This window comes from Parasphingopyxis sp. (assembly GCF_052168275.1).
Lineage (GTDB): Bacteria > Pseudomonadota > Alphaproteobacteria > Sphingomonadales > Sphingomonadaceae > Parasphingopyxis.
Genome location: NZ_JBQLZM010000003.1, coordinates 1 through 22,194 on the forward strand (window position 1 = coordinate 1; position 22,194 = coordinate 22,194).

The following is a 22,194-nucleotide window of genomic DNA, read 5'->3' on the forward strand; positions in this document are numbered from 1 at the left end:
GTCGCGAAGTGCTTGTCCTCGAAGCGGAAAACGCGATCGGCATGCACAGCAGCAGCCGAAATTCCGAAGTGATCCACGCCGGAATCTATTATGAGCCAGGGAGCCTGAAGGCCGAATTGTGCCGACGTGGAAAGGAGCAACTGTATCGCTACGCAGCCGAGCGTGGCATCCCGCATCACCGGACGGGCAAGCTCGTCGTGGCGTCGTCGAGCGACCAGGTCTTCCGGCTCGAGGAGATCAAAGCCAACGCCGTCGCCAACGGTATCCACGATCTGGAACTGATCTCCGGCTCCGCGGTGCGCGAGTTGGAACCGGCTATCTCCTGCACCGCAGCGCTTCTGTCGCCGTCGACCGGTATCATCGATACACATGCCTTTATGCTGGCGCTGGAAGGCGATTTGGAAGCGCATGGCGGCATGGTGGTGCTGCAGACGCCGGTTATCGGTGCGACGATCGGTGCGGCAGGCATCGAAGTCGAGATCGGCGGTGCCGAACCGACGAAACTGCGCGCGCACCACCTGGTCAACTGTGGCGGCCTTAAGGCGCCGCAGGTCGCGCGCTCGATCCGCGGGTTGGAGGCCACATCGATCCCGACCGCTTATTTTGCGATCGGGCATTATTACCGGCTAAGCGGGCAATCGCCGTGCCAGCGGCTGATATATCCGCTCCCCGAACCTGGCGGACTGGGTATCCATCTGACGGTCGATCTTGGCGGACAGGCGAAGTTCGGACCCGATCTGCGCTGGATCGACTGGATCGACTACGCGTTTGATGACAGTCGGTTCGAGAACTTTTTGGCCGCGATCCGAGAATATCTGCCGGACATAGCCGCCGACCGGCTGGCACCCGATTACACTGGTATCCGCCCCAAGATAGTGGGTCCCGGCGCGCCCGCGGCAGATTTCCGAATAGATGTAGAAGTTCCAAACCCAGGTGCGAGCGTGATCAACCTTTTCGGAATCGAATCGCCGGGCCTCACGGCGAGCCTTGCCGTTGCGGATCATGTCGCCGGCTTGTTGACGATATCCATTGATTGCGAGACCGACACATAAGAAACATACACACGCCTCTCGCCGGGGCATTGCTTGGATTGCTTTATGGGCATCGACCGCGCATATGGTTATCTCCGCGATTTCGATATGGAGCGCTATGTGCGCGATATTCTCGTCATCCCGATCCTCGGCGGCTCATCGGCCATCCAGCGCAACAACATCGCAAACCGCCTCCGCCTCCCACGATAGGGGGTGCCGAATGGCCTTCCCGTAAGCGTCCCGCCGCTGCACCCGATCAGCGAGTGTCAGCGTTTTCGGCGGTCCAGCTCCATGGCAGCAGTTCGTCGAGCCTGTTGGCGGGATGCCCATCGACCATCTTCTGGAGCACATCGGCGATATAGGCATAGGGTTCAACTTGATTGAGCGTCGCGGTCTCGACCAGCGATGCGACCATCGCCCAGCGCCGGGCACCACGGCCGCTGCCGGCGAACAGATAGTTCTTCCGCCCGAGCGCGATAGGGCGGATCGCGCGCTCGACCGGATTGGTGTCGAGCTCGACGCAGCCATCGGCGAGGAACCCGGTGAGTCAGGTCCAGCGCACGAGCGCATAGCGGATCGCCTTGGCGATCCGTTAGTCAGAGACGATATTGCTCGGCGATCGCAAGCAGATATCGCACGCGATTGCCGATGGCGCGTCGTTCGCTGAGTTTTCTCTCGAGCCATGCGTTGCGCGCGTCCCTCGGCTGGGCCAGCACCTCTTCGAGCAGTCGCAGCACTTCGCGTTCCGCTGAGGGGGCGAGCCGAGCGGGTCGGTCGATAGAGGGTGGTACGTGCATCACCATCCTATCTCCACGGTCCGCAGCGCCTGGCGGCAGGGCCGGCCGCTGCGGTTCAGAACCGCCATCCGACGGAGATGGAGCCGGCGACGGACTGCTCGTCTGAAGCGAGCAGGGCGCGGGTTTCGCCGGACAGCGTCCAGCCGTTGCCGAGTTCGTACCGGCCCGAGACGGTGAACAGGCCGGCCGCGCCATCGGTGCGCGGCGAGCGGGCCGGGAAGCTTGCGCCGGGCGCGCCCTGGAGCGTCATGCCGGCCTGGGCGACATTGGAGTGTCCGTCGACATATTGCGCGCTGAGGTCCACCCCGCCGCGATCGCCCTGCCAGTTGGCGAACAGGCCGCCCCCGAACCGGGTGATCTCGTCATCGGCACCGCCGCTGCGCAGGTTAAGGGCGTTCGCGCCGATTTCGGCAAAGCCGTCCAGGTCGCTGCTCGCATGATGGACCGAGGCGACCGGTCCGATCGCCCAGCCATTGCCGACGGGCAGCCCGTAACGCGCCTCGCCCGACAGCGCGAACGCGTCGATATCGGCATTGGCCCGCGCGGTGCGTGCGAGCCGGTTGACGCGGATGCCGCGCGTCACATCGGCGTCGATCCGGCCATAATCGAGCGCGCCGGTGAGCGTGATCCCGGTATTGCCGGTGCCGTAACGGCCATAGGCGCCGATATGCCAGCCGTCATATTCGGCATCGCTCAGCCGGTTGTCGACGTCGAGCCCGCCATCGATATAGCCGACCACAGCGCCCAGCGCCCATGCATTGGCGGGCCCGCGATAATCGATGCCGACATCGAAGCCATATTCGTCCTGATCGACATTGGCGGCGTTGCCATCGGCATTGATATCGTTGGTGCGCCCGGCGATCCCGCCCCAAATGCCCCAGCCTTCATGGACCGCCTCGTTGGCCCGCGCGACGAGCCGCTGGGCGCGCGACTGGCCGGCTGCACCGGCCTCGGCGAGCAGCGCGGCATAGATCTCGCCCGATGTCGTGTTGAACGCGGTGAGCGCGCCCGGCACGCTTGAGAAGAGCACGTTCATATAGACGAGGTTGGCGTCGGAGCCGGGCGTCCGGTCCAGCTCTTCGAGCCGCATTGCGGCACCCGCCTCATTGTATGTCGTCGCAACCGTCGGGAAGAGCGGCACCGATGGCGGCGGCGGATTGACCGTCGTCGGCGGTGGCGGAGGTGGCGGCGGCGGAGGCGGCGGCGCCGGAGTGGGAGAAGGAGGAGGAGGAGGCGGCGGCGGAGGAGGTGGCGGCGGAGGCGGCGGAGGCGGCGCGTTGTTCGGGGTCAGCGTCAGTTGCGCATCGTTGCCATCGCCGGCTGCATAATCCACGCTCGGCGTCAGAAAGGCGAACTGGTTGGTGAGTGTAGCGAAGGTTCCGGTAATCGCATCGGTCCCGTCATTGGCGATGATGATATAGTTGAACGGATCCGCGCCCATGAAGTCGCCGATCTCCAATACCGACAGGGTCGATCCGCCCAGCGCCACGGAGCCGTTGACGATCACCAGGTCGCTATTGCCCATGGCATCCACTTCCACCTCATAGGTCGAGGCCGCATCGAGGCTCAGATCGCCATTGATCGTCAGCGTCCCGATCCCGCCCGCAAGCGGCGCATTGTCCGCCATATCCGGCCCCGTAATCGAAAACGGTGTGTTTTCGGCAAGATCGGGGCCATCGCCGTGCGGCGCATTTTCGGCCAGCTCGACAAGTCCGTGCGGCGCTTCTTCCGCCAGGTCGGGCCCCGGAGCGTGCGGGGAATCTTCGGCGATCATGCCGTCGCGCTGCGCTTCATTGTCGAGGATCAAATCGGCAAACCCGCTATGCGGCGCCTCGTCCGCGACCATCGCGCTACGGGCACTGTCTGCGCTGTTCGCGACGTCCGGTTGGCTCCCCGATGCCGCTTGCACGACCGTTTCGGACGTCGGCGCAACGCCGTCGGCGCCCGGCGAGAGCGTGCCCCCGGTAACGGTCAATCCGCCCAGCGTGCCGGTGCCGCCGAGGGTTGTTCCCCCCGCGGCCGTGAACTGCGTGCCGGAAAGGTCGGCATTCACGACCAACGTTCCCCCGCGCAGCTCGTAGAGGCTGAACGCAGAACCCGAACCCGAGATGGTCAGCCGTCCGGGCCCGTCCTGCGCGAAGCCCTCGATGCTGACGAAATTGGGAAAGGCGCTGGAATTGAGATCGAGCTCGGCATCGGTCGCGGCGTCGGTTTCGAACAGCGCGAAGTCGGTCCCCTCGCCGCCGTCGACAGCGACCGAGTTGGAAAGCTGCGTCAGCAGGAACGTATCCTGGTCCGCGCCGAGCGTAATCATTCCCGCGATTGCATGATCTTCGGCGATCGCGACGATATCGTCGCCATCGCCGGCGTCGAAATCGCCGGTAACGATCGTGCCGGCGGCGATGGTGGCCGTATCGGCGCCGCCGCCGAGCAGCAGCGAACCGTTGATTGTGCCGCCCGCCTCTGTGGTCGCGGTGTCGTTTCCGGACCCTAGCTGAACATCGCCATTGGCGATGCCGGTCGAACGCAATGTGAAGCTGTCATCGCCATTCGCGAGGTCGATTGCCACACCAGAGCCGCCGGTCAAAACGCCGGCCAGATTGACGTTGGTCATGTTCAGGGAGTCGGCTTCGGTTTCGACGAATTCGTCGTCAACGCGTTCGAAAAAGGTGAAAGTCAGTTCTTCGGTAATTCCGGTGCCGTCCGCTACCACACTGCTGCCGTCCTCGATGAAGATCGAAACGGTGGAGGGCCCTGCCCGGAAGTTCACCGGATCATAGCCGTTGTTGACGTGAATGCCGCTCGTATCCACGCCGGTGACGGTGACCGTGCCGCCGTTGACGATACGAATATTGCCGGCGTTCGATCCGATATCGAGGCCGTGGCCTCCCGGCGAGACGACGGTGACGGTACCGCCGTCGATCGTCACATCGGCATCGGTGAAGTCCGTGAACAGATCTTGGACACTAACAATGATACCGGCCGAACCATATTCGCGGAACAGGTTATTGGCATCGCCGCCGATCACGTCGATCGTGCCGGTGAGCAGGAGGTCGATCGCGCCATCCCACTGGACGCCCGTTGCAGAGCCGTCGGCATCGGCTCCGCTGCCGCCGCGCGCGATGATCGTACCGGAAATATCGAATTCGGGCTGAAGCCCTGACGGGCTGAACGACCAGATGCCGGCCGCATCGCCGCCGAAAACAGTGGTGGCCGGCCCGGTCGCCGAAGCATCGCCTCCAGTCGCGCGGATCGTGCCGGCGATTTCGAACCGGGCGGTTTGCATGAACAGGCTGGCGCTCGGAATAAGCCCCTGCGCGGTACCGCCGACAACGAGAGTCTCGGCTATATTGCCCATGACGTTGGTCAGCGTCGCATCGCCGCCTGTTACGACGATATCCGCAACCTGCCGGTAAAGCCCGCCATCATAGAGCGTAATTCCAACGCCTTGGGCCAGGCCCCCGACAACGCGTCCGCCGATATTTTCCCCGGTGATATCGAGCGATGCGTCACCGCCAATCACGGTCATCACCGTATCCTGGATATAGACGAAATCATTTGTTGTATTTCGCCCGACGAGGCTCAGCGCTTGACCGCGTCCGCCCCTCACAGACGCGTCATAATCCCGGCCATTCGCGGTTCCCGTCGCGTTGCCGCCGGTTGCCGTCACCGGTCCGGTAAGGGCAAAATCGACATTCTGTGCCCCCGAAACGGATATGGTGAAAATGCCGCCGCCGCTGACATCCAGTCCATAGGTCGGCGTGCGGTCCGTTACATCGGCGTAAAGCGTACCGGTCATCGCGGTTCCGGTACCGGTCGCTTCGCCGAATGCATTGCCGCCCGTCGCGTCATAGCTGCCGTCGAGCGATATATCGACGGTGTCGGCACTGGAGATCGAAATCGCTCCGCCGGATTGGCCGACTGCGCGGGAATAGACGAGTCCGGCCGTTTCGCCAGCACCGCCGAGCGATGCCGTTGCCGTGCTGAATGCGTCGCCGCCAAGGATGATAATGTCTCCGGTAAGATCGAGATTCACATAGCTATCGTCGACATTGAAGCCGGGGCTGATCACCAGGCCCTGTGCGCCGCCGCCGAATGTGCCGCTATCGGCGACAGCCATCGGCACGCGCAGATTTTCCCCGGTGCTTCCTGCATTGGCGGTCGCCGTGATCGCGTCTCCATCGACTATGATGTCGCCGACGATCGTAAAATCGGCCCCTTGAAAGGCGGGTACCGGATTACCCGAAAAACTGAAAAAGGCGGGCGCGAAGACTCCGCTCAGGGACGTGTGGCCGACCTGGGCATCGGCGGTGTTGTCGCTTGTCGAAGCAGAGACGTTGCCGGCGCCGCCGGTAATCGTGATATCGCCCGTTTGGGTCAGGTCAAAGGTGCCGTTCCCCTGAAGATAGATGCCGTTATTCTCGGTGAAGAAATTACTGAACCGGATCGCCCGCGCACCGGCCGAGCCACCGAACGTGTTGGTCGTCGTGATATTGCGCGTGCCGCCGTCGAGCGTGATGTTGCCCGTATTGACGAGCGTTATGTCGCCGGTTTCGTTCTGGGCGTTGATGGCGCCGAAGCGCCCGAGCGTCATATCCGCGCGGAAGCCCGAATTGGCGGTCAGGGTCGGGCGCTGCACGTCGATATCGCCGATATGCGTGAAATCGATGTCGCCGTCTTCGGCTTGCAGCCCGAGTGCGCCGACATTCCGGTACTGGACACTCGTCGTGGTCGTGAAATCTTGCTGCGTCGGACCCACGATATCGCCGATCAGGGTGCCGGAAATACCACCCTCCGCGATAATATGAAATCCGGCCCGGGTGGTCGAGGAATCGCCGGAACTCGGCATCAGGTCGATCCGGAACGCTCCGAGATCGGCATTCACCGTGACATCGAGACCGCCGTCCTGCTGAAAGAGAAAGCCTTCATCGTTGATATCGGTGGTCAGCGAGTTGATGTTGACCGTCGTGACGGTCGCATCGAACACCGTGGGGCCGAAAGCGAGATCGCCCGTGCAGTCGAGCGTCGTCTCGTCCGCGCTTTCGACACATTGCGCCGAAGCGGCCGACGGGAATGCAAACATCGCCGTGCCGATGGCGGCCACTGCCGCGCCCTGACGCAATCGTGCCTTGGTGCCGAAAATCATGCCTATACTCCCCATGCGGGAGGCCGAAAATCAGCCCCTCCAATCCTTCCAGCGAGGGAATTGGGGAAAACGGGTCAAACAGATCGCAGACTTTTTTTGGGCGCGATCTCAGCAGTTGAGAGTCAGCGCCTAGCTGGCGGCCGGGCATTCCCGTAACCGCTCGGCCATCGGCGCCATGCGGTAGCGCAGCGTGGTGGTGGGAAGGTCCCAGCGCTCCGAATAGGCACGATAGATTGCCACCGAGCGGCGCATCGTCCGGCAGGCAGAATCCCTGTCGCCCAAGGCCCATTGCGCGTCCGACGCCTCCTGCAACCGGTGCGCATAGTTGAGCTGCGAGCCTTCCGCGCTCGCAATCGGGCGTTCGGCCTGTCGCGCGAGACGCAGGCCATCGCGCAGATAGCGTTCGGCGCGCTCCCGATCCCCGACATTGGCTGCCGCCAGAGCCCGGATGACGAGCACATAGCTCATACGCCGCTGCAAATCGTTGTCGGTCGGATCGTCGGTCAGCAGTTCCCGCGTTTCGCGATGCACAAGCGAGAGCACGCGATCCGCTTCCGCCGGCCGGTCGACGCGAAGCAGCGTTCGGCCGAGGTTGATCGCAATGGTGGTGAGCAGGCGATAGTCGCCTGCGGCGTGCGTCTCTTCGGTCAGTTCGCGCTGGGCGTTCATGGCCTGGTAGAATGTTATGATCGTGCCCTCTTCATCATTGTCCAGGAAGCGGCGAAAACCACCGCGCAAGTTGGTCAGATCGTTATAGGCCCTGCGAACCTCCGGATCGGCGCGGATGGGCGGCGACGCACCCTCGATCAGCGACAAACCCCGCTGGATCTCGCGCAGCCCCCGTTGCGCCTGATCGTAGCAGCAGGCCAGAAAATCGCCCATATAGCGCTGCGTTCGCCCGCGTGCCGCGATCACTTCGGCCGATTGGTTTTCGATTTCCGCAAGCAGCTGCGCAGCGCTTTCAAGATCGGGCAGCGTGCTCTGCACGTCGATAAAGGTCAGGCCCTTGTCGCGCGCCAGGCTCGTATAGACATTGGCGAGGGCAAACCGCGCTTCGTCGCTCGGTGCCTCCGCCATGACCTGTTCGAGCATCGCGACGGCGCGCTCCAGAAGCTCGACACCCTGGATCAGGTCTCCGCTGTTGCCTGTGTCGAGAGCGCCGGTGGCATTCGCCAGTCGGTGAAAGCCTCGACCTGCCTCGAGGCGCGCTTCGACCGAGGCATCCGGATCTTCCGCGATCTGCGTGAGATAGCGCTGTGCCGTTCGCGCGATCAGAAGCCGCGCATGGCTATTGCCTGGCCGTTCGCTGACTTCATCGAACACATCGAACATCATCGTTCCCGCCATCTCGCGCGTATCCGCCAGACGCTCTTCGGCCTCGATCTGCGCCACGCGCGCCTGCCGGAAGCCGATCGATGTCGTCACAAGGGCGCCGATCAGCAGCACAATGAATGCCGCTATTGCGCCGACCGCGTATTTCTGCCGCTTCAGGAATTTGCCGACATGATATGCGCGCCCGCCCTCGCGTGCCGCAACAGGGCGGCCGTCCCGCAATCGTTCCACGTCGTCGATCAATGCATCGACGGAACGATACCGTTCTTCCGGCTTCTCGGCCGCTGCGCGACCGATGACGGCTGCGACATCGCGATCGTCTTCGTCCGGTGCAACGAACAAGGCAAGGAGCTTTCCCAGCGAATAGATGTCGGTCAGCGTCGTCGCCGGCGCGCCATAGCGGCGTTCGGGCGCGGCGAAGCCGGGCGTCATGCTGAGCGCGACAAGCTTTCGGCCCGGTTGCGCCTCCGCCTGCTCCTGCTCCGTCGGTTTGGCGATGCCGAAATCGATGAGCTTGGGCTGGCCGTCGGGCGTCACCAGAACGTTGGCCGGCGTGATATCGCGGTGAATGACGAGATTCTGGTGCGCATAACGAACGGCACCGCAAATCTGCTCGAACAGGGCGAGCCGCGCCTGGCGATCGAGATCATGGTCGCCGACCCAGCGATCGACCGGTACGCCATCGATCAACTCCATCACGATGTAGGGGTTGCCGCCGTCCATCGTGCCGCCATCGTAAAGCCGGGCGATATGCGGGTGGGAAAGGCCTGCAAGCAACTGCCGCTCGCGCTCGAACCGGTCCTTCAGCGCGCCGCCGAGAACATCGGGGCGCACGATCTTGATCGCGACTTCATGATCGAAATCGCCACGGTCGCGAACGGCCCGATAGACCGCGCCCATGCCGCCCTCGCCCAGTTTTTCGGCGATCCGATATGCGCCTATCCGATCGGGCGCAGGTGCGTCGCCGACAATATGCGCGCCGCCGCCTGTCGGCAGCCTATCGCTCTGTTCGTCGACAGCGCCGAGCAATTCGAATACGCGGCGGCACAATGCGTCGTCATCGCCCGCTTCACGCCTGACAAACGCCTTGCGCTTCTCGGGAGCGTATCTCAGGGCTTCCTCGAGCAATGTCAGCGCGCGGGCGTCCACGCTGACTTCCATCGCTACGCCGCCATATCCATGGCAACGACAAGCCAGGCGCGCGCTGCATTCCACCGTCGCTTGACAGTGCGTTCGGACAGGCCGGTAACGAGGGAGATATCGGCCACTGTCATGCCTCCGAAATACCGCATCTCGACGATTTCGGCTTTCTCGGCGTCGATCGCGGAAAGCCGTTGCAGGGCATGGCTGAGGCGGAGCAGATCCTCGCGCGGCCGTTCGGCGATATTCGTGACGAGCGTAACGCGCCGGTGCGCCCGTCTATTCGCCTGCTTCGAACGTGCATGATCGATGAGTATGCGGCGCATCAGCCGCGCCGACAGAGCCTTTACATGGGCCCGATCCTGCCATCCGGCGTCTTCGATCTCCATCAGTCGGACAACTGCCTCGTTGACAAGATCGCCGATCGTAAACGTGATATGCCCCTCGCCGCGCAGGATTTCCGTCGCCGTCTTCTCCATCCACGCTTGCAACTGCTCGAGCAGCTCGTTGCGCGCGTCGCGGTCGCCATTGCGCCAACGCTGTACGAGATCGCCATTTCGCGTCCGAGATTCGGTCACAACGTCCCCCCTAACCCGCCTTTTGTTGCATATTGAATATGATAGGCCAATTCCAGCACCGAAATCGTCCGGAGAGCGGAGGAACCGCGCTTTCGACGCACCCGAGCATGATCCGCTGCTCCGTCGGTTCAGGCGGAATATCCGATGCGCGCGACGCTCGGCGCGCTGCCAGATCGGATGGCTGCCGGCCTTCTGAGATCGCAACACTCATATCGGGATCCGGAAAGCTGGGCCGGGTCAACCGTGTCCGATATGCCGACGAGCAAATTTGGGCCCCTGGCCCGCGTCCCAGCCCGTCGCTCACGGCGATTGGACGCCAGCATCATGTGTACGTTTTCAGTAGAACATGTTCGATAATCGGCGAGCGCCTGTTTCTCGAGGAGCCCATAACAACAGCCCACGATCGAATCACCGTTGCTAATCTAGGCAGACGATTTGCGAAAACCCGGCTTCGGCTGACTCTTCCAGTGCATCGAAATACGCTTCTGCGCCACCGAAGAAGAAAAGCGGTGCCTGCGGTTTGCCGGGAATGTTGGCCCCCATGAACCAGCTCTTGAGTTCGGCGCCGCCGCCGAGCAACGTGGCGTCCAACGTCTCGTCGACGACCCTGGCCCATTGTTCGACCGCTTCGCGCGAAGGCTCGACGATCGAGCAGCCGGTTTTTTTTGCGTGCTCCATGAGCGCGTCGATCCAGCGCGCGCTGGCTTCGGCGATTGGCGGAAGATTTGCAAACGGGACTTGCGGTCCGGTCATGATGAATAGATTGGGGAACTCGTCGACCATCAGGCCGAGATAGGTTTGCGGGCCGGCAGCCCATTTCTCGCGCATCGACAGGCCGTTCCGGCCTTCCACACCCAGTTTCATCAATGGTCCGGTTACTGCATCGAACCCGGTTGCAAAGATCACGACATCCAGCGCGTGCTCTTCCCCGCCACCGATTATTCCGTTCTGCGTAAGTCGTTCGATCGGCTTGGTGCTCACATCGACGAGCGCGACATTTTCGCGGTTGAATGCCTCAAAATAGTTGGTGCCCAAAGGAGGGCGTTTGAGCGCGAAGGGATAGTCCGGACAGAGCCGTTCGGCAGTGTCCGGATCGTCGACAATTGCGCGGATTTTCGAGCGGATGAACTCGGCAGCGGCGGCGTTGGATCGTTCGTCGACAAGAATGTCACCGAACGTTTCGAACAGGAACCGAAAGCCGCCTTTCTCCCACCCGGCCTCGAAAACCTGCTGTCGTTCCACATCATCAACATCGTCATAGGTCCGCGTCGCCGTCTTCATCGGGAAGGCGAAGACCTGCTTGCGAACCATGTCCCAGTTTCTGCCCCGTTCGCGATCCAGGCCGCGTCTGTCCTCGTCGGTCAGTGGATGGTTCCGGCTCGGTAGAACGTAATTTGGTGTACGCTGGAACAGGGTGACGTGGTCGGCGAGTTTTGCCACGATGGGCAGAAGTTGAACTGCCGTGGAACCGCTTCCGATGATCCCTACTCGCTTGCCCGCGAAATCGACAGGCTGTTCGGGCCAAGATGAGGACCGGTAAATCTCGCCTTTGAAATCGCACTCGCCCGGAAAGTTCGGCCGATAGGCTACCGACAGCCAGCCCATGGCGCTGATAAGATACCGGCTGTTGTAGGTCTGGCCTGTATGGGTGGTCACGTTCCAACGTCCGGTCCGTTCGTCGAACTTCGCCGAAACGATCTGGATCTCGAACCGGATGTCACGACGCAAGCCGAAACGGTCCGCAACATGGGAAAGATAGCTGTGAACCTGTTCCTGGCTCGGCATCCGGTCGGGCCATTGCCATTCGTCCTGCAACTCCTCGGAGAAAGCGTAACAATAAGACCATGCTTCGGAATCGGTGCGTGCGCCGGGGTACCGGTTCCAATACCAGGTTCCACCGACATCGCTTCCGGCCTCGAAAACCAGCGTGGACCTGCCCGATTGCCGCATCTCGTAAAGCGCACGAAGCCCCGCAAAACCGGCGCCGATAATGATAACGTCCAGATCAGGCGTAGAACCGGAAAGCGGGTTTTCGTTCGCCATGTTCGCCACCTTATCCGTCCAAGTCTTTCAAAAACCTCGATAGTGCGGTCATGTAACCGTCAAAATCCTCGAGAAACGGCGCATGGCCGCAATGGTCGAACGAAACATGCGTGCCATGGGGTGCGATGCGCGCCGCTTCAAGGCCGATAGCCGGCACGACGAAGTTATCCCTACCTCCGGTGACGCTAAGAACCGGTACCGCGAGAGCGCCGAGCTCGCTTCTCTGATCGCTCTGTGCAAGGTCAAGAATGGCGCGGTTGGCGAGCGGCGTGCTCTTGAGAAACAGCTGCCAGATCCATTCCTCGACACCATTGCTTATCTCGGCCGAACAGACTGCCGTCGCCATTTCGCGAAAGGTGCCTGGACGGTCCTTACGCAACGCCTCGACCACCGCGTGAACATCGGCCTCGGTTCCACCATAGGGGAAGTCGTCGGCTCGGGTGTAGCGGGGCGCAGCGCCGCAGGTGAGCACGAGCCCACTGACCTTATCGTTCCGCACAGCGGATCCGAGCGCGACTGCACCGCCGAGCGACCAGCCGTTCACGACCACATTTTCGAGCGCCAGATGGTCGATCAGTGCGATCGTATCGCCGATGCTCTCTTCGAGCGTCGCGCTGCCGAAGTCCTTGTCGCTCTCGCCGCATCCCCGCTGGTCGAATGCGATAACCCGGTTGCCCGCCCGCACCAAGGCGTCGCTTACCGTATCCCAAACCCGAAGCGACGCCGACCATCCATGAATGAGCAAGACCGGTCTCCCGTCGCCGGGGCGATCCTCAAAATAGAGCTGCTTTCCATCGCGTTCGAGCCCAGCCATTCACCCGTACCTCAAAAGCTGTAAGACAATTCGATGCCATAGCGTCTTGGCTCTCCCGGCGACATCGTGTTCGCGATGGCGCCAAGCGGCGTGTTCGGACCGGGAGCTTGCGAATACAGGATGATATTCTCCTGATAATATTCCTCGTCGAGGAGATTGGTCGCCCAAGCCGTAATACCCAAACCATTCCATTCCACGCCGATCCGAACAGAGAGCAAGTCGAGCGGATCGCGAACCGTTCCCGGCGCACCATTGATGTCCCAAGGGGTCTCGCCGATACGTTGATAGTCGACGCGGGCGATGAAATCCGTCGACGGACCGACCGGCATGTCCAGCTGAGCCCCGAGATTGATCGTGGACTTCGGCACGGATGGCAGCCGATTGCCAATCGCGGCGGGATTAGGTGTATATGCCTCCACCGTCGCATCGACATAGCCATAGGCCGCCGAGAGACTGAGAATATCGCTCACCTGCCACAGAGCATCGAGTTCGAAGCCCGTGATCTGCGTTTCGTCGATATTTACCCGAGTGCGCGAGGACGTGATGGGGGTGAATTCGAAGGATTGCGAATTTGTCGTATCGGTGCGGAAAACCGCGCCGTTGAATTGTAGCGTACCATTGGCAAGGACGCTCTTGAAGCCTAGCTCCCACCCCTTGACGACCTCTTCTTCATAATCGTCGAAAATGTTGATCGCAGCTGGATCGACGCCCGCGAAATCGATGGCGAGCACCGTGTCTCTCGTGCCGGCCTGGTTGAACCCGCCGGCGCGGAACGCTTCTCCGTAGGAGGCGTATAACGAAAGATTCTCGATCGGCTCCCAGCGAAGCGATATTCGCGGCTGGAAGCGGTCAAAATCCGCGCTACGCTGGAACCCGACCGGCACGGTGATCGTCGGCACCGGCGCGAACATGGGGTCCAAAAGGTTTGTCGCTGTCCGGTCTTCCGTATCGAAACGCCCGGCAAAGGACAGTTCCAATGTTGGCGTGATGTCCCAAAAAACCTGCCCGTAAACCGAGAGAACATTGGTCTGCACAGTCTGGAATTCGCTGACATTCAAGGTTTGCGGCCCGGGATTGCTGAGCTGGATCGAACCATCGCCCGGATCAAGCTGCACGGAGACCAAGGTCGTGCGTTCGATATCCGCGGCATAAAAGCCGACAGCAACGTCGAGACCATCGGCAACCTCGGCCGCCAGGCGAGCCTCGCCAGTCAAAGCTTCGCCGTCGCGTTGCTGGAAAGCGATCGTACCCGGAAAAGGGGTGTAACCGAGAATCCCGAACGGATTGTTTATCGAAAAATCGTCGGCCAGGCCTTCGAAGGTCACACCGGTCGGCGACGCGGCGGACAAGCGAATCAGGAAGTCCGATCCAAGTTGGTTTCGGTTTTCATTATAGCCGACAGCGGCAAAGAGTTCGACCGGGCCAAAGTCCCATTCCAGTTTCGCCGTCAGATCCAGCCGCTCGGCGAAATTTATCGAATCTACATTAGGTGCGAACGGAAGGCTGGTGTCATTGACGTCGATGCCATTCCGGAATTGCGGTTGAAGCGGCGACTGATACTGAAACACGATCGCACTGCCGTCGATATCGGCATATTCGGCAATCAGATCGAGCGAAGCATCGGGCAGGAAATCCCATAGGAGACGCCCTCTTATCCGCGCCTCTTGATAATAGTCGACGGTGCCGCCGAGCTCATTGTCAATGACGCCGTCGCGATCGGTGTATGAACCAGCTATGCTCGTGGAAAGCGTATCGAGAAGCGGACCGCTGACGATCCCGGCGAGGCGAAAATGATCGCCGTTTCCATATTCGGCGGTAACGCGTCCTTCCCAGATATTGCCAGGCCGTTGTGTGGTGACGAGAATCGCGCCGCCGACCGCGTTGCGGCCATATAGCGAGCTCACCGGCCCCTTGACGACTTCGATCTGCTGAATGCCGACCAAATCACGATTGAGCGCAAATGTGTCGGGCTGAACAACGCCGTCGACGATCAGGGCGTAGGAGGGATCCACATCGCGTGCGTTGATGATGCCGCGAATGATCACCTGCGTGTCTCCTGCCTCAGCGGTGTCGACCAGGAGAAGGTTCGGCACGAGCTGTGCAAAATCGGACGGTCGCTGAATGCCGGCGTCGGCGATATCTTCGGCCGAAAAAGCAGAAATGGTGACCGGCGCTTCCAGAAGTGTCTCTTCGGTGCGCCGGGCGGTGACGATGATGGGACTGGACGCTGGTTGCTCTTCGCCAATCTCGTCTTCGGCATTCGGCCCGGCCTGGGCCTTCGCAGGCTGCGTTCCGACGAAAATTGTGGCAAGACAACTGCTCGCCAGAAGCCATTTAGCGGTGCGATTGTTCATGGCCAACCTCCCCAGTTGCGGTTTTTTGTTCGTCACCAGATGCCGACTCACGCGGCTTGCCTGGTTCCCTATTTGAAGCACTTTTACTTGCTTGCGACAAGCATGTAAATTACGAAGATAATCATGGAGATTGAAAAATGGGCGCCAGAAGCGTGAAAAAGGGGTCAGTCAAAGCCGCTGTGGAACGGCTCACCCAGGAAGAGCGCACGGCGCGCTCCGACCGGAAAATGTGCGCCGTCGCGCTCCAGCTAATCTGCGAAAACGGCGCTCAGAACACCACGCTCAAGGAAATCGGAGAGCGCGCCGGGTTCAGCCGCGGGCTGGCAGGCAATCGTTTCGGCACCAAGGAGTTTTTGTTCGAGCGGCTCATCATCGAGTTCAATACCAAGTGGCGACAGGCAATCTCGCGGGCGGTCGACAAAGGCGCAGGCATCGACGCCCTGTGCACGGGACTGGACGTTGTCTGCGATTTTTTGCGTGAAGACCCCAATCATATGAAGGCGATCTACGTGCTCTGGTTCGAATCGATTGCGAGTCACTCGAGGATACGGGAGCGCCTGGCAGGGCACCACACGGCCTATCGCAATGATGTGGAACGCTGGCTCAGGCGCGGCATCACGGAACGCTGCGTAGCGCCTGACATTAACCCGAAAACCGTGGCCGAAGAGTATCTCGCGTTTATCTTCGGCATCATCTACCAATGGATGGTCAGCCCCGCCGACATCGAAATCGTCGATGCATTAAAGGGTTTCAAGACGACTCTGCGCCATCGCTATCAGATCGATCCGAGCGATAACGGCTTCGCGCGGACCACCGAATCGTCATCAGTCAAGAAAGGATAGATCATGTCTGGCACAGTAGCGGTTATAGGCGGAACCGGCGGTTTGGGCGGGGGCATCGTCCGAAAGCTGGTCGCTGAAGAGACCGATATTCTTCTCGGCTATCACGCCGACGCTGACAAAGCGGAAGCACTGGCGAAAGAACTCGCCTCCGCTCGGGCTCGTATCCATGTGAGACAGATCGACATACGGGACGAGGGCTCGGTTGAAAATTTCTTCAGTGACGAAGCCGCCAACGAACTGACGGGAATCGTTAACGCCACGGGGCCGGCAATACCGCTGCGACCTCTTAAAGATATATCCGCCGAGCAATTCTGGAGCATCATGCATACGGATGTGCTTGGCGCGTTTCATGTCCTGTCGGCCGGCATGCGACACCTGGCCAGTCGCGGCGGCGGATCAATCGTTCAACTACTGACGACCGCGGTTCTGCGGACGTTGGAAAATGACGGAATGTCCGGGATCCCGAAAACCGCCATCATGGGGATGATCCGTCAATTTGCGAGAGAGGTCGGCGACAGCGGGGTCCGGTTAAACGGTATCGCGCCGGGGGTGATCGATGTCGGTATTGTCCACTCGTCATTCGAGGTTGACGAAACGGCCAGGGGAGTGATCGAGCTCTGCATGGACCGCACACCGATACCGCGCATGGGCCAGCCCGAAGAGGTGGCTAGCCTTGCGGCGTTTCTCGTCGGTGCGGGTTCGGCCTATATGAACGGCCAGATAATCGCCGTTGATGGCGGTTACAGCGCTTAAGACAATCGATCCCCTGCTGCGCATGCCAATGGTCGTTTCGGTCGCGGGAATTCTGCAACGGTTCACTTTTCTACATTCCGCAGCGCCTGCCGAGCGTGCCGGCCGCCGCGGTTCAGAACCGCCATCCGATGGAGATGGATTCGGCGATAGATTGCTAGTCTGAAGCGAGCAGCGCCCGGGTTTTGCCGGACAGCGTCCAGCCATTACCGAAATCGCAGCGGCCCGAGACCGTGAACAGGCCGGAAACGAGAGGCTATAGCTGCCGCAGGGCCCGTGCGGGGCGGACCGACATGAGCGGCAATGCGCTCATCAGGCCGATCCCCAGGGTCAGCAGCGTGCCCGCCGCCAACGTCCCCAGAACCACGAACCAGTCGGGCGTCCAGCCGAATTCGAAGATCTGCACGATCACGCTCCACCCGGCGAGCAGCCCGAGTGCGAGCGCCACGACGGCGAGCACCGCCGCGAGCAGCGCATATTCGATCGCCTGGGTCAGCAGGATCTGGCCGCGCGTCGCGCCGAGCGTGCGCATGATCACGCTGTCATAGCTGCGCGCCTCGTTGGATGCGGCGATCGCCCCGATCAGGACGGCGATGCCCGCGATGATCGATACCGTCGCCGCGGCGATGATCGCCGCCGCCATCTGCCCGAGCAGCGCCGTGACCTGACCGATGACCTCGCGGACCTCGATGATCGAGACCGAGGGGAAGGTGGACAGGATGTCGCGCGACAGCGCGGCCTCGTCCCCGCCGTCGAGCGATATGGTCGAGGCGAGCGTATGCGGGGCGTCGCGCAGCGCGCTCGGCGACATCACCAGGATATAGTTGAAGCCCATCGTGTCCCAGTTGACCTCGCGCAGCGAGGCGATCTCGGTCTCGATTTCGCGGCCCAGGATGCTGACGACCAGCGTATCGCCGAGCCCGACCTCCATTACCCGCGCCGCCTCCTCGTCGAGCGAGACGAGCGGCGGCCCGTCATAATCGGCCGGCCACCATTGGCCGTCGGTCAACTCGCTCCCCTCGGGAAGGACGTCGCTGTACGTCACGCCCCGCTCGCCGCGCAGGAACCAGGCGCCATCGGGCAGTTCGTCGAGATCGGCGACCCGCTGCCCGCCATATTCGACGATCGTCCCGCGCAAGGTCGGCACGAGATTGATCTGGGTATCGCCATCCTGCTCCCCGATGATGCGGCGGAACTCGTCTTCCTCGGCGACGGGGATGTCGAGCACGAACAGGTCTGGCGCGCGCTCGGGCACGGTGTCGCGGATTTCGGCGGTGAGGCTGGTCTGGATCGCGGCCAATGTGACGAACAGCGTCAGCGCCAGGCCGAGCGCGATGACGATGGCCGGGGCCTGCGAACCCGGCCGGTGCAGATTGGCGACGGCCAGGCGCAGTATCGGACTGCGCGGTCGCGGCAATCGCCTCGCCAGGCCGCGCACGCCCCAGCCGAGCGCGTAGAGCAGCAGCAGCGCGCCGCCGGTGGCGCCCAGCACGACCGCGGAGAACATCGTCTCGCGCGCGCTCATCAGCGCGATCGCGACGATCGCCGCCGCGGCGAGCGCAACGCGCAGGAGCGTCTTTCCGTCAACCGCGGCGTGCCGCTCGACCAGGCTGCGGAACAGCGCGGCGGCCGGTTCGGTGCGCGCGCGGGCGAGCGGCGGCAGCACGAACATCGTCGCGATCAGCAGCCCATAGGCCGCAGCGACCGCCAAGGGTGCGGGATGGAGGGATATGCCGGGCGCGACCGGCAACAGGTCGCCGAGCGCCGTCACGATCAGCGGCGTCGCGAGCGCGCCCACGGCCAGTCCGCAGACGATCGCGAACAGCGCAACGATGCCGATCTGGACGGCATAGATCCGCGCGATATCGGCCGAGGTCGCGCCGAGTATCTTGAGGGTCGCGATGCCAGGGCGCTTGCGTCCGAGATAGGAGGCCACGCCGTTGCCGACACCGATCCCCGCGATGATCAGCGCGGTCAGCCCGATCAGCGACAGGAACTGCCCCATGCGCTCGAAGAAGCGGAACGCCCCGGGCGAGGCGCGGTCGCGATCCTTGAATTCCCATCCGGCCGACGGGAAGCGGTCCTGAAGGTCGTCGACCGTCGCCGCCGGATCGGTGCCCGGCGCGAGCCGGATCCGATATTTGGTTTCATACAGGCTGCCCGGCTGGATGAGGCCGGTGCGTCTCAGCCCCTCGATCGAGGTGATCGCGACCGGGCCGAGCGTGAACCCCTCGCCCACCCGGTCCGGCTCGTCGGCGATCACGTCGCGGATGGTGAAGGTCGCGGTTCCGTACCGCAGCGATTCTCCCGGTTCGATCTGCAGACGGTCGGCAAGCGACTGGCCGATCACCATTTCAGTGGGCGCGAGCGGCTCGTCCAGAACACCGCCCTGCAGAACGAAATCGCCATAAAGCGGATAGGCGCCGTCGACGCCCTTGAGCTCGCTCAATACCGCCTGCGGGCCGTCCGCCGACGGATCGGTATCGGCCAACTGGGCCATCGCGCGCATCCGGATGGTTTCGCTGAGTTCGCCCAATTCCCGCATCGCCGCCAGCTCGTCGCGATCGGCTTCCCGCTGCGTCATCGCAATCTCGACATCGCCGCCGAGCATCGTCTGACCGCGCGCCGACAGCTCGCCGGTTATGGATGCCGTCAGGCTGCCGATCGCGGCGAGCGTCGCGACGCCGAGGAACAGGCAGATGAACAGCAGCCGGAGGCCCCGGAAGCCGCCGTTCAGGTCCCGCCAGGCGACCCTCGCGCTCGCTCGCCAGCCGAGCGGTTTCATGGCCGGCGGTCCGAAACGATCCGGCCGTCCTTCATCTCGACGATACGGTCGCAGCGCTGCGCCAGGCTGACGTCATGGGTGATGATCACGAGGGTGGAGTCCGCCGCCGCTTTGCGTTCGAACAGCACGTCGATGATCGAACCGCCGGTCGCCGCATCGAGATTGCCGGTCGGCTCGTCGGCGAACACGATGCCCGGCCCCGGCGCGAGGGCGCGGGCGATCGCGACGCGCTGCTGCTCGCCGCCGGAAAGCTGGGTCGGATAATGGCCGAGCCGGTGGCCGATGCCGACCGCCTCCAGCTCCGCCGTCGCGACGGCGAACGGGTCGGCGATCCCGGCCAGCTCAAGCGGCACCGCGACATTTTCGAGCGCCGTCATCGTCGGCAGCAGGTGGAAGGATTGCAACACGATGCCGATCCGGCCGCGCCGGGCGCGCGCAAGTCCGTCCTCGTCGAGCGCGGTGAAGTCGACGCCGGAGACGGTCACCGCGCCGCCGCTGGCGCGTTCGAGGCCCGACAGGATCGCCATCAGCGAGGACTTGCCCGAGCCCGATGGCCCGAGAATGGCCAGGCTCTCCCCCGACACTATTTCAAGATCGATGCCGCGCAGGATGTCGACCGGCGCGGCTTGGGTACCCAGCGACAGCGTGACATTGGTGGCGCGGATTGCGATAGCGGGATCGCTGTCGGTTTCTGACATGTGGAAAGGATAATCCTTGACCGTGAGACTGTGCCTCTATGCCGCATTGCTGATTGTTGTCCAACCGCTTGCCGGGTGCGCGGACGACGGCAGCAGGAACGAACAGGCCGTTGATCGAAATGTCGGCGCGGATACCGACGCCGCCGCGCCGGGCGGGGCGGAGTACGACCATCTGATCGTTGCGTTCGGCGACAGCCTTTATGCCGGATATGGCCTGGACCAGGACGAAGGCTTCGCGCCCGAACTGCAGCGCGCGCTCGGCGAGCGCGGCCTGTCGGTGCGGGTGGTCAACGCCGGCGTGTCGGGAGACACCACGGCGGCGGGCCGGCAGCGGCTGGCCTTCACGCTTGACGGGCTGGATGCCAGGCCGGACCTCGTCATCGTCGGTCTCGGCGGCAACGACATGCTGCGCGGGATCAGCCCGGACCAGACCCGCGCCAATCTCGTCGCGATCCTCGAAGAGCTCGATGATCGCGACATCGATGCGATGCTGACCGGGATGGTGGCGGCGCCCAATCTGGGCGAGGATTACGGAAACGCATTCAACCCGATCTATCCCGAGCTTGCCGAACGGTTCGACGTCCCGCTCTACCCCTTCTTCCTCGACGGGGTCATCCAGCAGCCCGGGTTGATGCTGCCCGACGGCATCCACCCCAATGCGGACGGTATCGACGCGATCGTCGAACGTGTGGGGCCGCTTGTGGGTTCGGAGATCGCCCGCCAGTAGCCGGTGCTGGCCCGCCTGCCCTCGCTTTTCAGATGCTCTTTTCCGGCGCGTCGAGCGCCTGGGCGTCGAAGCTGTGCGTGTTGCGGATTTCGATCGTGTCGGGGCCGACCGACATAGGACAGCGCACGCCCGGCATCGCAGCCACGTCGAACAGCTCGGCGATATGGCCGTCGATCCGGATCCATTCGGCGATGCTGCCATTGGCGAGATTCACGACCAGCACGCCGCACCAGGGTTCGCTGTCGCGCTTTTCGAGTTCTCCGTCGAGTTCCAGCCCCTGAAAGCTGCCGTCGCGCGGTTTCGAGATCGTGACGATGGCGTGCCCGTTATGGATGGCGAGGCCGCGCAGGAAGCCCGGGCAGAATGCGATGTCGGTCCGCCCGCCGCTCTCCGGATCGATCCGGACCAGCTGACCGCGCCCCGAATCAAGCACATAGACCTGTCCGTCGTGGACGCGCGGGCTGTGCGGCATCGAGAGCTGTTCGGTCACGATCTCGTTCGTTTCGACATCGATCAGCACTCCGCCCTCGTGCCGCCGTTCGCGCCAGCCATTGACGGTATCCGAGCGGCTGACCGCCGTGACATAGCGTGGCCGCCCCGCCTCCATTGCGAGGCCATTGAGGTGACAGCGGTCCTCTGCGACGAGCTTGGAGATGAAGGGCGGCTTCCACATCGGCCTGAAGCTGTGCGTGAGATCGAACTGGCTCAGACAGCTATATTTGGTGTTGACGAACAGCACATGCCCGTCCGCCGTCACGCCGACCTCGTGAACGTCGACATCGCCGACCGTCTGCGCGTTGCGCGGGATCAGCGCCATGTCGAACTGCTTGTTCGCCAGCTGACCCGGCATCAGCATGTTCTCCAGCCGCCAAACCTGGAACAGGCTACCGACATAGAGCCTCCCCGGCCGGTAGCAGACGCCCATGGCACGCGAAAAATGCTGCTGGTTGAACGAAACCTTGTTCTGCGGCGTCACGCCCACGAGGAACAACTGGCCTGTCTGATAGGAGGTGAAGGCAAGGCTCGCCCGGTTGGAGATTAGCCAGTCCGCCATGCCCCGCGATACCGATATCTTGCTTTCGCCCTTGGCGGCATCCTCCGCCGCCCGCGCCGCTTCCCCGGTATCGGTCGTGTCGGTCATGGATCCGGTCCTCCCG

General features: G+C 62.7%; 15 protein-coding genes and 1 pseudogene. 5 read left to right on the plus strand and 11 right to left on the minus strand.

Annotated elements, in window-relative coordinates; genetic code table 11:
• Positions 1-1,052, plus strand: a 1,052-nt coding sequence (locus ACTS1X_RS00165; RefSeq protein ID WP_442612363.1) for an NAD(P)/FAD-dependent oxidoreductase, incomplete at its 5' end; no start/stop codon positions are given.
• Between the two features lie 45 nt (positions 1,053-1,097).
• Positions 1,098-1,241, plus strand: coding sequence for an acyl-CoA dehydrogenase family protein (locus ACTS1X_RS00170; protein ID WP_442612364.1), 144 nt, complete (start codon positions 1,098-1,100; stop codon positions 1,239-1,241).
• 46 nt (positions 1,242-1,287) lie between these two features.
• Here the strand turns inward: ACTS1X_RS00170 and ACTS1X_RS00175 are convergent.
• The 8 genes and pseudogenes from ACTS1X_RS00175 to ACTS1X_RS00210 all read right to left on the minus strand — a co-directional run.
• Positions 1,288-1,623: pseudogene (locus ACTS1X_RS00175) on the minus strand (IS66 family transposase); the annotation flags it as partial.
• A gap of 4 nt (positions 1,624-1,627) precedes the next feature.
• Positions 1,628-1,834 carry a hypothetical protein gene (locus ACTS1X_RS00180; RefSeq protein ID WP_442612365.1) on the minus strand — a complete coding sequence of 69 codons (207 nt, stop codon included), beginning with the start codon at positions 1,832-1,834 and terminating at the stop codon, positions 1,628-1,630.
• Positions 1,835-1,883: 49 nt separating this feature from the next.
• Positions 1,884-6,974, minus strand: a complete 5,091-nt coding sequence (locus ACTS1X_RS00185; RefSeq protein ID WP_442612366.1) for an autotransporter domain-containing protein — start codon at positions 6,972-6,974, stop codon at positions 1,884-1,886.
• A 129-nt stretch (positions 6,975-7,103) separates the two neighbouring features.
• The gene (locus ACTS1X_RS00190) at positions 7,104-9,467 is read right to left on the minus strand and encodes a protein kinase domain-containing protein (RefSeq protein ID WP_442612367.1); all 2,364 of its coding nucleotides are present in this window, start codon (positions 9,465-9,467) and stop codon (positions 7,104-7,106) included.
• A gap of 2 nt (positions 9,468-9,469) precedes the next feature.
• Positions 9,470-10,024: an ECF-type sigma factor gene (locus tag ACTS1X_RS00195; protein ID WP_442612368.1), complete on the minus strand. Its 555-nt coding sequence runs from the start codon at positions 10,022-10,024 to the stop codon at positions 9,470-9,472.
• A 417-nt stretch (positions 10,025-10,441) separates the two neighbouring features.
• Complete coding sequence (locus ACTS1X_RS00200; protein WP_442612369.1) at positions 10,442-12,067, minus strand: flavin-containing monooxygenase; 1,626 nt, start codon at positions 12,065-12,067, stop codon at positions 10,442-10,444.
• Positions 12,068-12,077: 10 nt separating this feature from the next.
• The gene (locus ACTS1X_RS00205; protein WP_442612370.1) at positions 12,078-12,881 is read right to left on the minus strand and encodes an alpha/beta fold hydrolase; all 804 of its coding nucleotides are present in this window, start codon (positions 12,879-12,881) and stop codon (positions 12,078-12,080) included.
• Positions 12,882-12,892: 11 nt separating this feature from the next.
• Positions 12,893-15,235: a TonB-dependent receptor gene (locus ACTS1X_RS00210; protein WP_442612371.1), complete on the minus strand. Its 2,343-nt coding sequence runs from the start codon at positions 15,233-15,235 to the stop codon at positions 12,893-12,895.
• A 137-nt stretch (positions 15,236-15,372) separates the two neighbouring features.
• Between ACTS1X_RS00210 and ACTS1X_RS00215 the strand changes: the two genes are divergently transcribed.
• Positions 15,373-16,077 carry a TetR/AcrR family transcriptional regulator gene (locus tag ACTS1X_RS00215; RefSeq protein ID WP_442612372.1) on the plus strand — a complete coding sequence of 235 codons (705 nt, stop codon included), beginning with the start codon at positions 15,373-15,375 and terminating at the stop codon, positions 16,075-16,077.
• 3 nt (positions 16,078-16,080) lie between these two features.
• Positions 16,081-16,830, plus strand: coding sequence for an SDR family NAD(P)-dependent oxidoreductase (locus ACTS1X_RS00220; RefSeq protein ID WP_442612373.1), 750 nt, complete (start codon positions 16,081-16,083; stop codon positions 16,828-16,830).
• Between the two features lie 253 nt (positions 16,831-17,083).
• Here ACTS1X_RS00220 and ACTS1X_RS00225 read toward each other — a convergent pair whose 3' ends face one another.
• Together ACTS1X_RS00225 and ACTS1X_RS00230 are read right to left on the minus strand one after the other, a co-directional pair.
• Positions 17,084-19,612, minus strand: a complete 2,529-nt coding sequence (locus ACTS1X_RS00225; protein WP_442612374.1) for an ABC transporter permease — start codon at positions 19,610-19,612, stop codon at positions 17,084-17,086.
• Positions 19,609-20,310, minus strand: coding sequence for an ABC transporter ATP-binding protein (locus ACTS1X_RS00230; protein ID WP_442612375.1), 702 nt, complete (start codon positions 20,308-20,310; stop codon positions 19,609-19,611). Before ACTS1X_RS00230 ends, ACTS1X_RS00225 begins: the two co-directional genes overlap by 4 nt.
• A gap of 16 nt (positions 20,311-20,326) precedes the next feature.
• On the opposite strand from ACTS1X_RS00230, the gene ACTS1X_RS00235 reads away from it, so the two are divergent.
• A complete protein-coding gene (locus ACTS1X_RS00235; protein ID WP_442612376.1) occupies positions 20,327-21,037 on the plus strand; it encodes an arylesterase in 711 nt (236 codons plus the stop codon).
• Positions 21,038-21,065: 28 nt separating this feature from the next.
• Here the strand turns inward: ACTS1X_RS00235 and ACTS1X_RS00240 are convergent, their stop codons facing one another.
• Positions 21,066-22,178 carry a TIGR03032 family protein gene (locus tag ACTS1X_RS00240; protein WP_442612377.1) on the minus strand — a complete coding sequence of 371 codons (1,113 nt, stop codon included), beginning with the start codon at positions 22,176-22,178 and terminating at the stop codon, positions 21,066-21,068.
• Positions 22,179-22,194 lie beyond the last annotated feature (16 nt).

Coding starts and splice junctions, on each gene's coding strand:
- ACTS1X_RS00170 (WP_442612364.1), top strand. CDS start 1,098: ATGGGCATCGACCGCGCATATGGTTATCTCCGCGATTTCGATATGGAG.
- ACTS1X_RS00180 (WP_442612365.1), bottom strand. CDS start 1,834: ATGGTGATGCACGTACCACCCTCTATCGACCGACCCGCTCGGCTCGCC.
- ACTS1X_RS00185 (WP_442612366.1), bottom strand. CDS start 6,974: ATGATTTTCGGCACCAAGGCACGATTGCGTCAGGGCGCGGCAGTGGCC.
- ACTS1X_RS00190 (WP_442612367.1), bottom strand. CDS start 9,467: ATGGAAGTCAGCGTGGACGCCCGCGCGCTGACATTGCTCGAGGAAGCC.
- ACTS1X_RS00200 (WP_442612369.1), bottom strand. CDS start 12,067: ATGGCGAACGAAAACCCGCTTTCCGGTTCTACGCCTGATCTGGACGTT.
- ACTS1X_RS00205 (WP_442612370.1), bottom strand. CDS start 12,881: ATGGCTGGGCTCGAACGCGATGGAAAGCAGCTCTATTTTGAGGATCGC.
- ACTS1X_RS00210 (WP_442612371.1), bottom strand. CDS start 15,235: ATGAACAATCGCACCGCTAAATGGCTTCTGGCGAGCAGTTGTCTTGCC.
- ACTS1X_RS00215 (WP_442612372.1), top strand. CDS start 15,373: ATGGGCGCCAGAAGCGTGAAAAAGGGGTCAGTCAAAGCCGCTGTGGAA.
- ACTS1X_RS00220 (WP_442612373.1), top strand. CDS start 16,081: ATGTCTGGCACAGTAGCGGTTATAGGCGGAACCGGCGGTTTGGGCGGG.
- ACTS1X_RS00225 (WP_442612374.1), bottom strand. CDS start 19,612: ATGAAACCGCTCGGCTGGCGAGCGAGCGCGAGGGTCGCCTGGCGGGAC.
- ACTS1X_RS00230 (WP_442612375.1), bottom strand. CDS start 20,310: ATGTCAGAAACCGACAGCGATCCCGCTATCGCAATCCGCGCCACCAAT.
- ACTS1X_RS00240 (WP_442612377.1), bottom strand. CDS start 22,178: ATGACCGACACGACCGATACCGGGGAAGCGGCGCGGGCGGCGGAGGAT.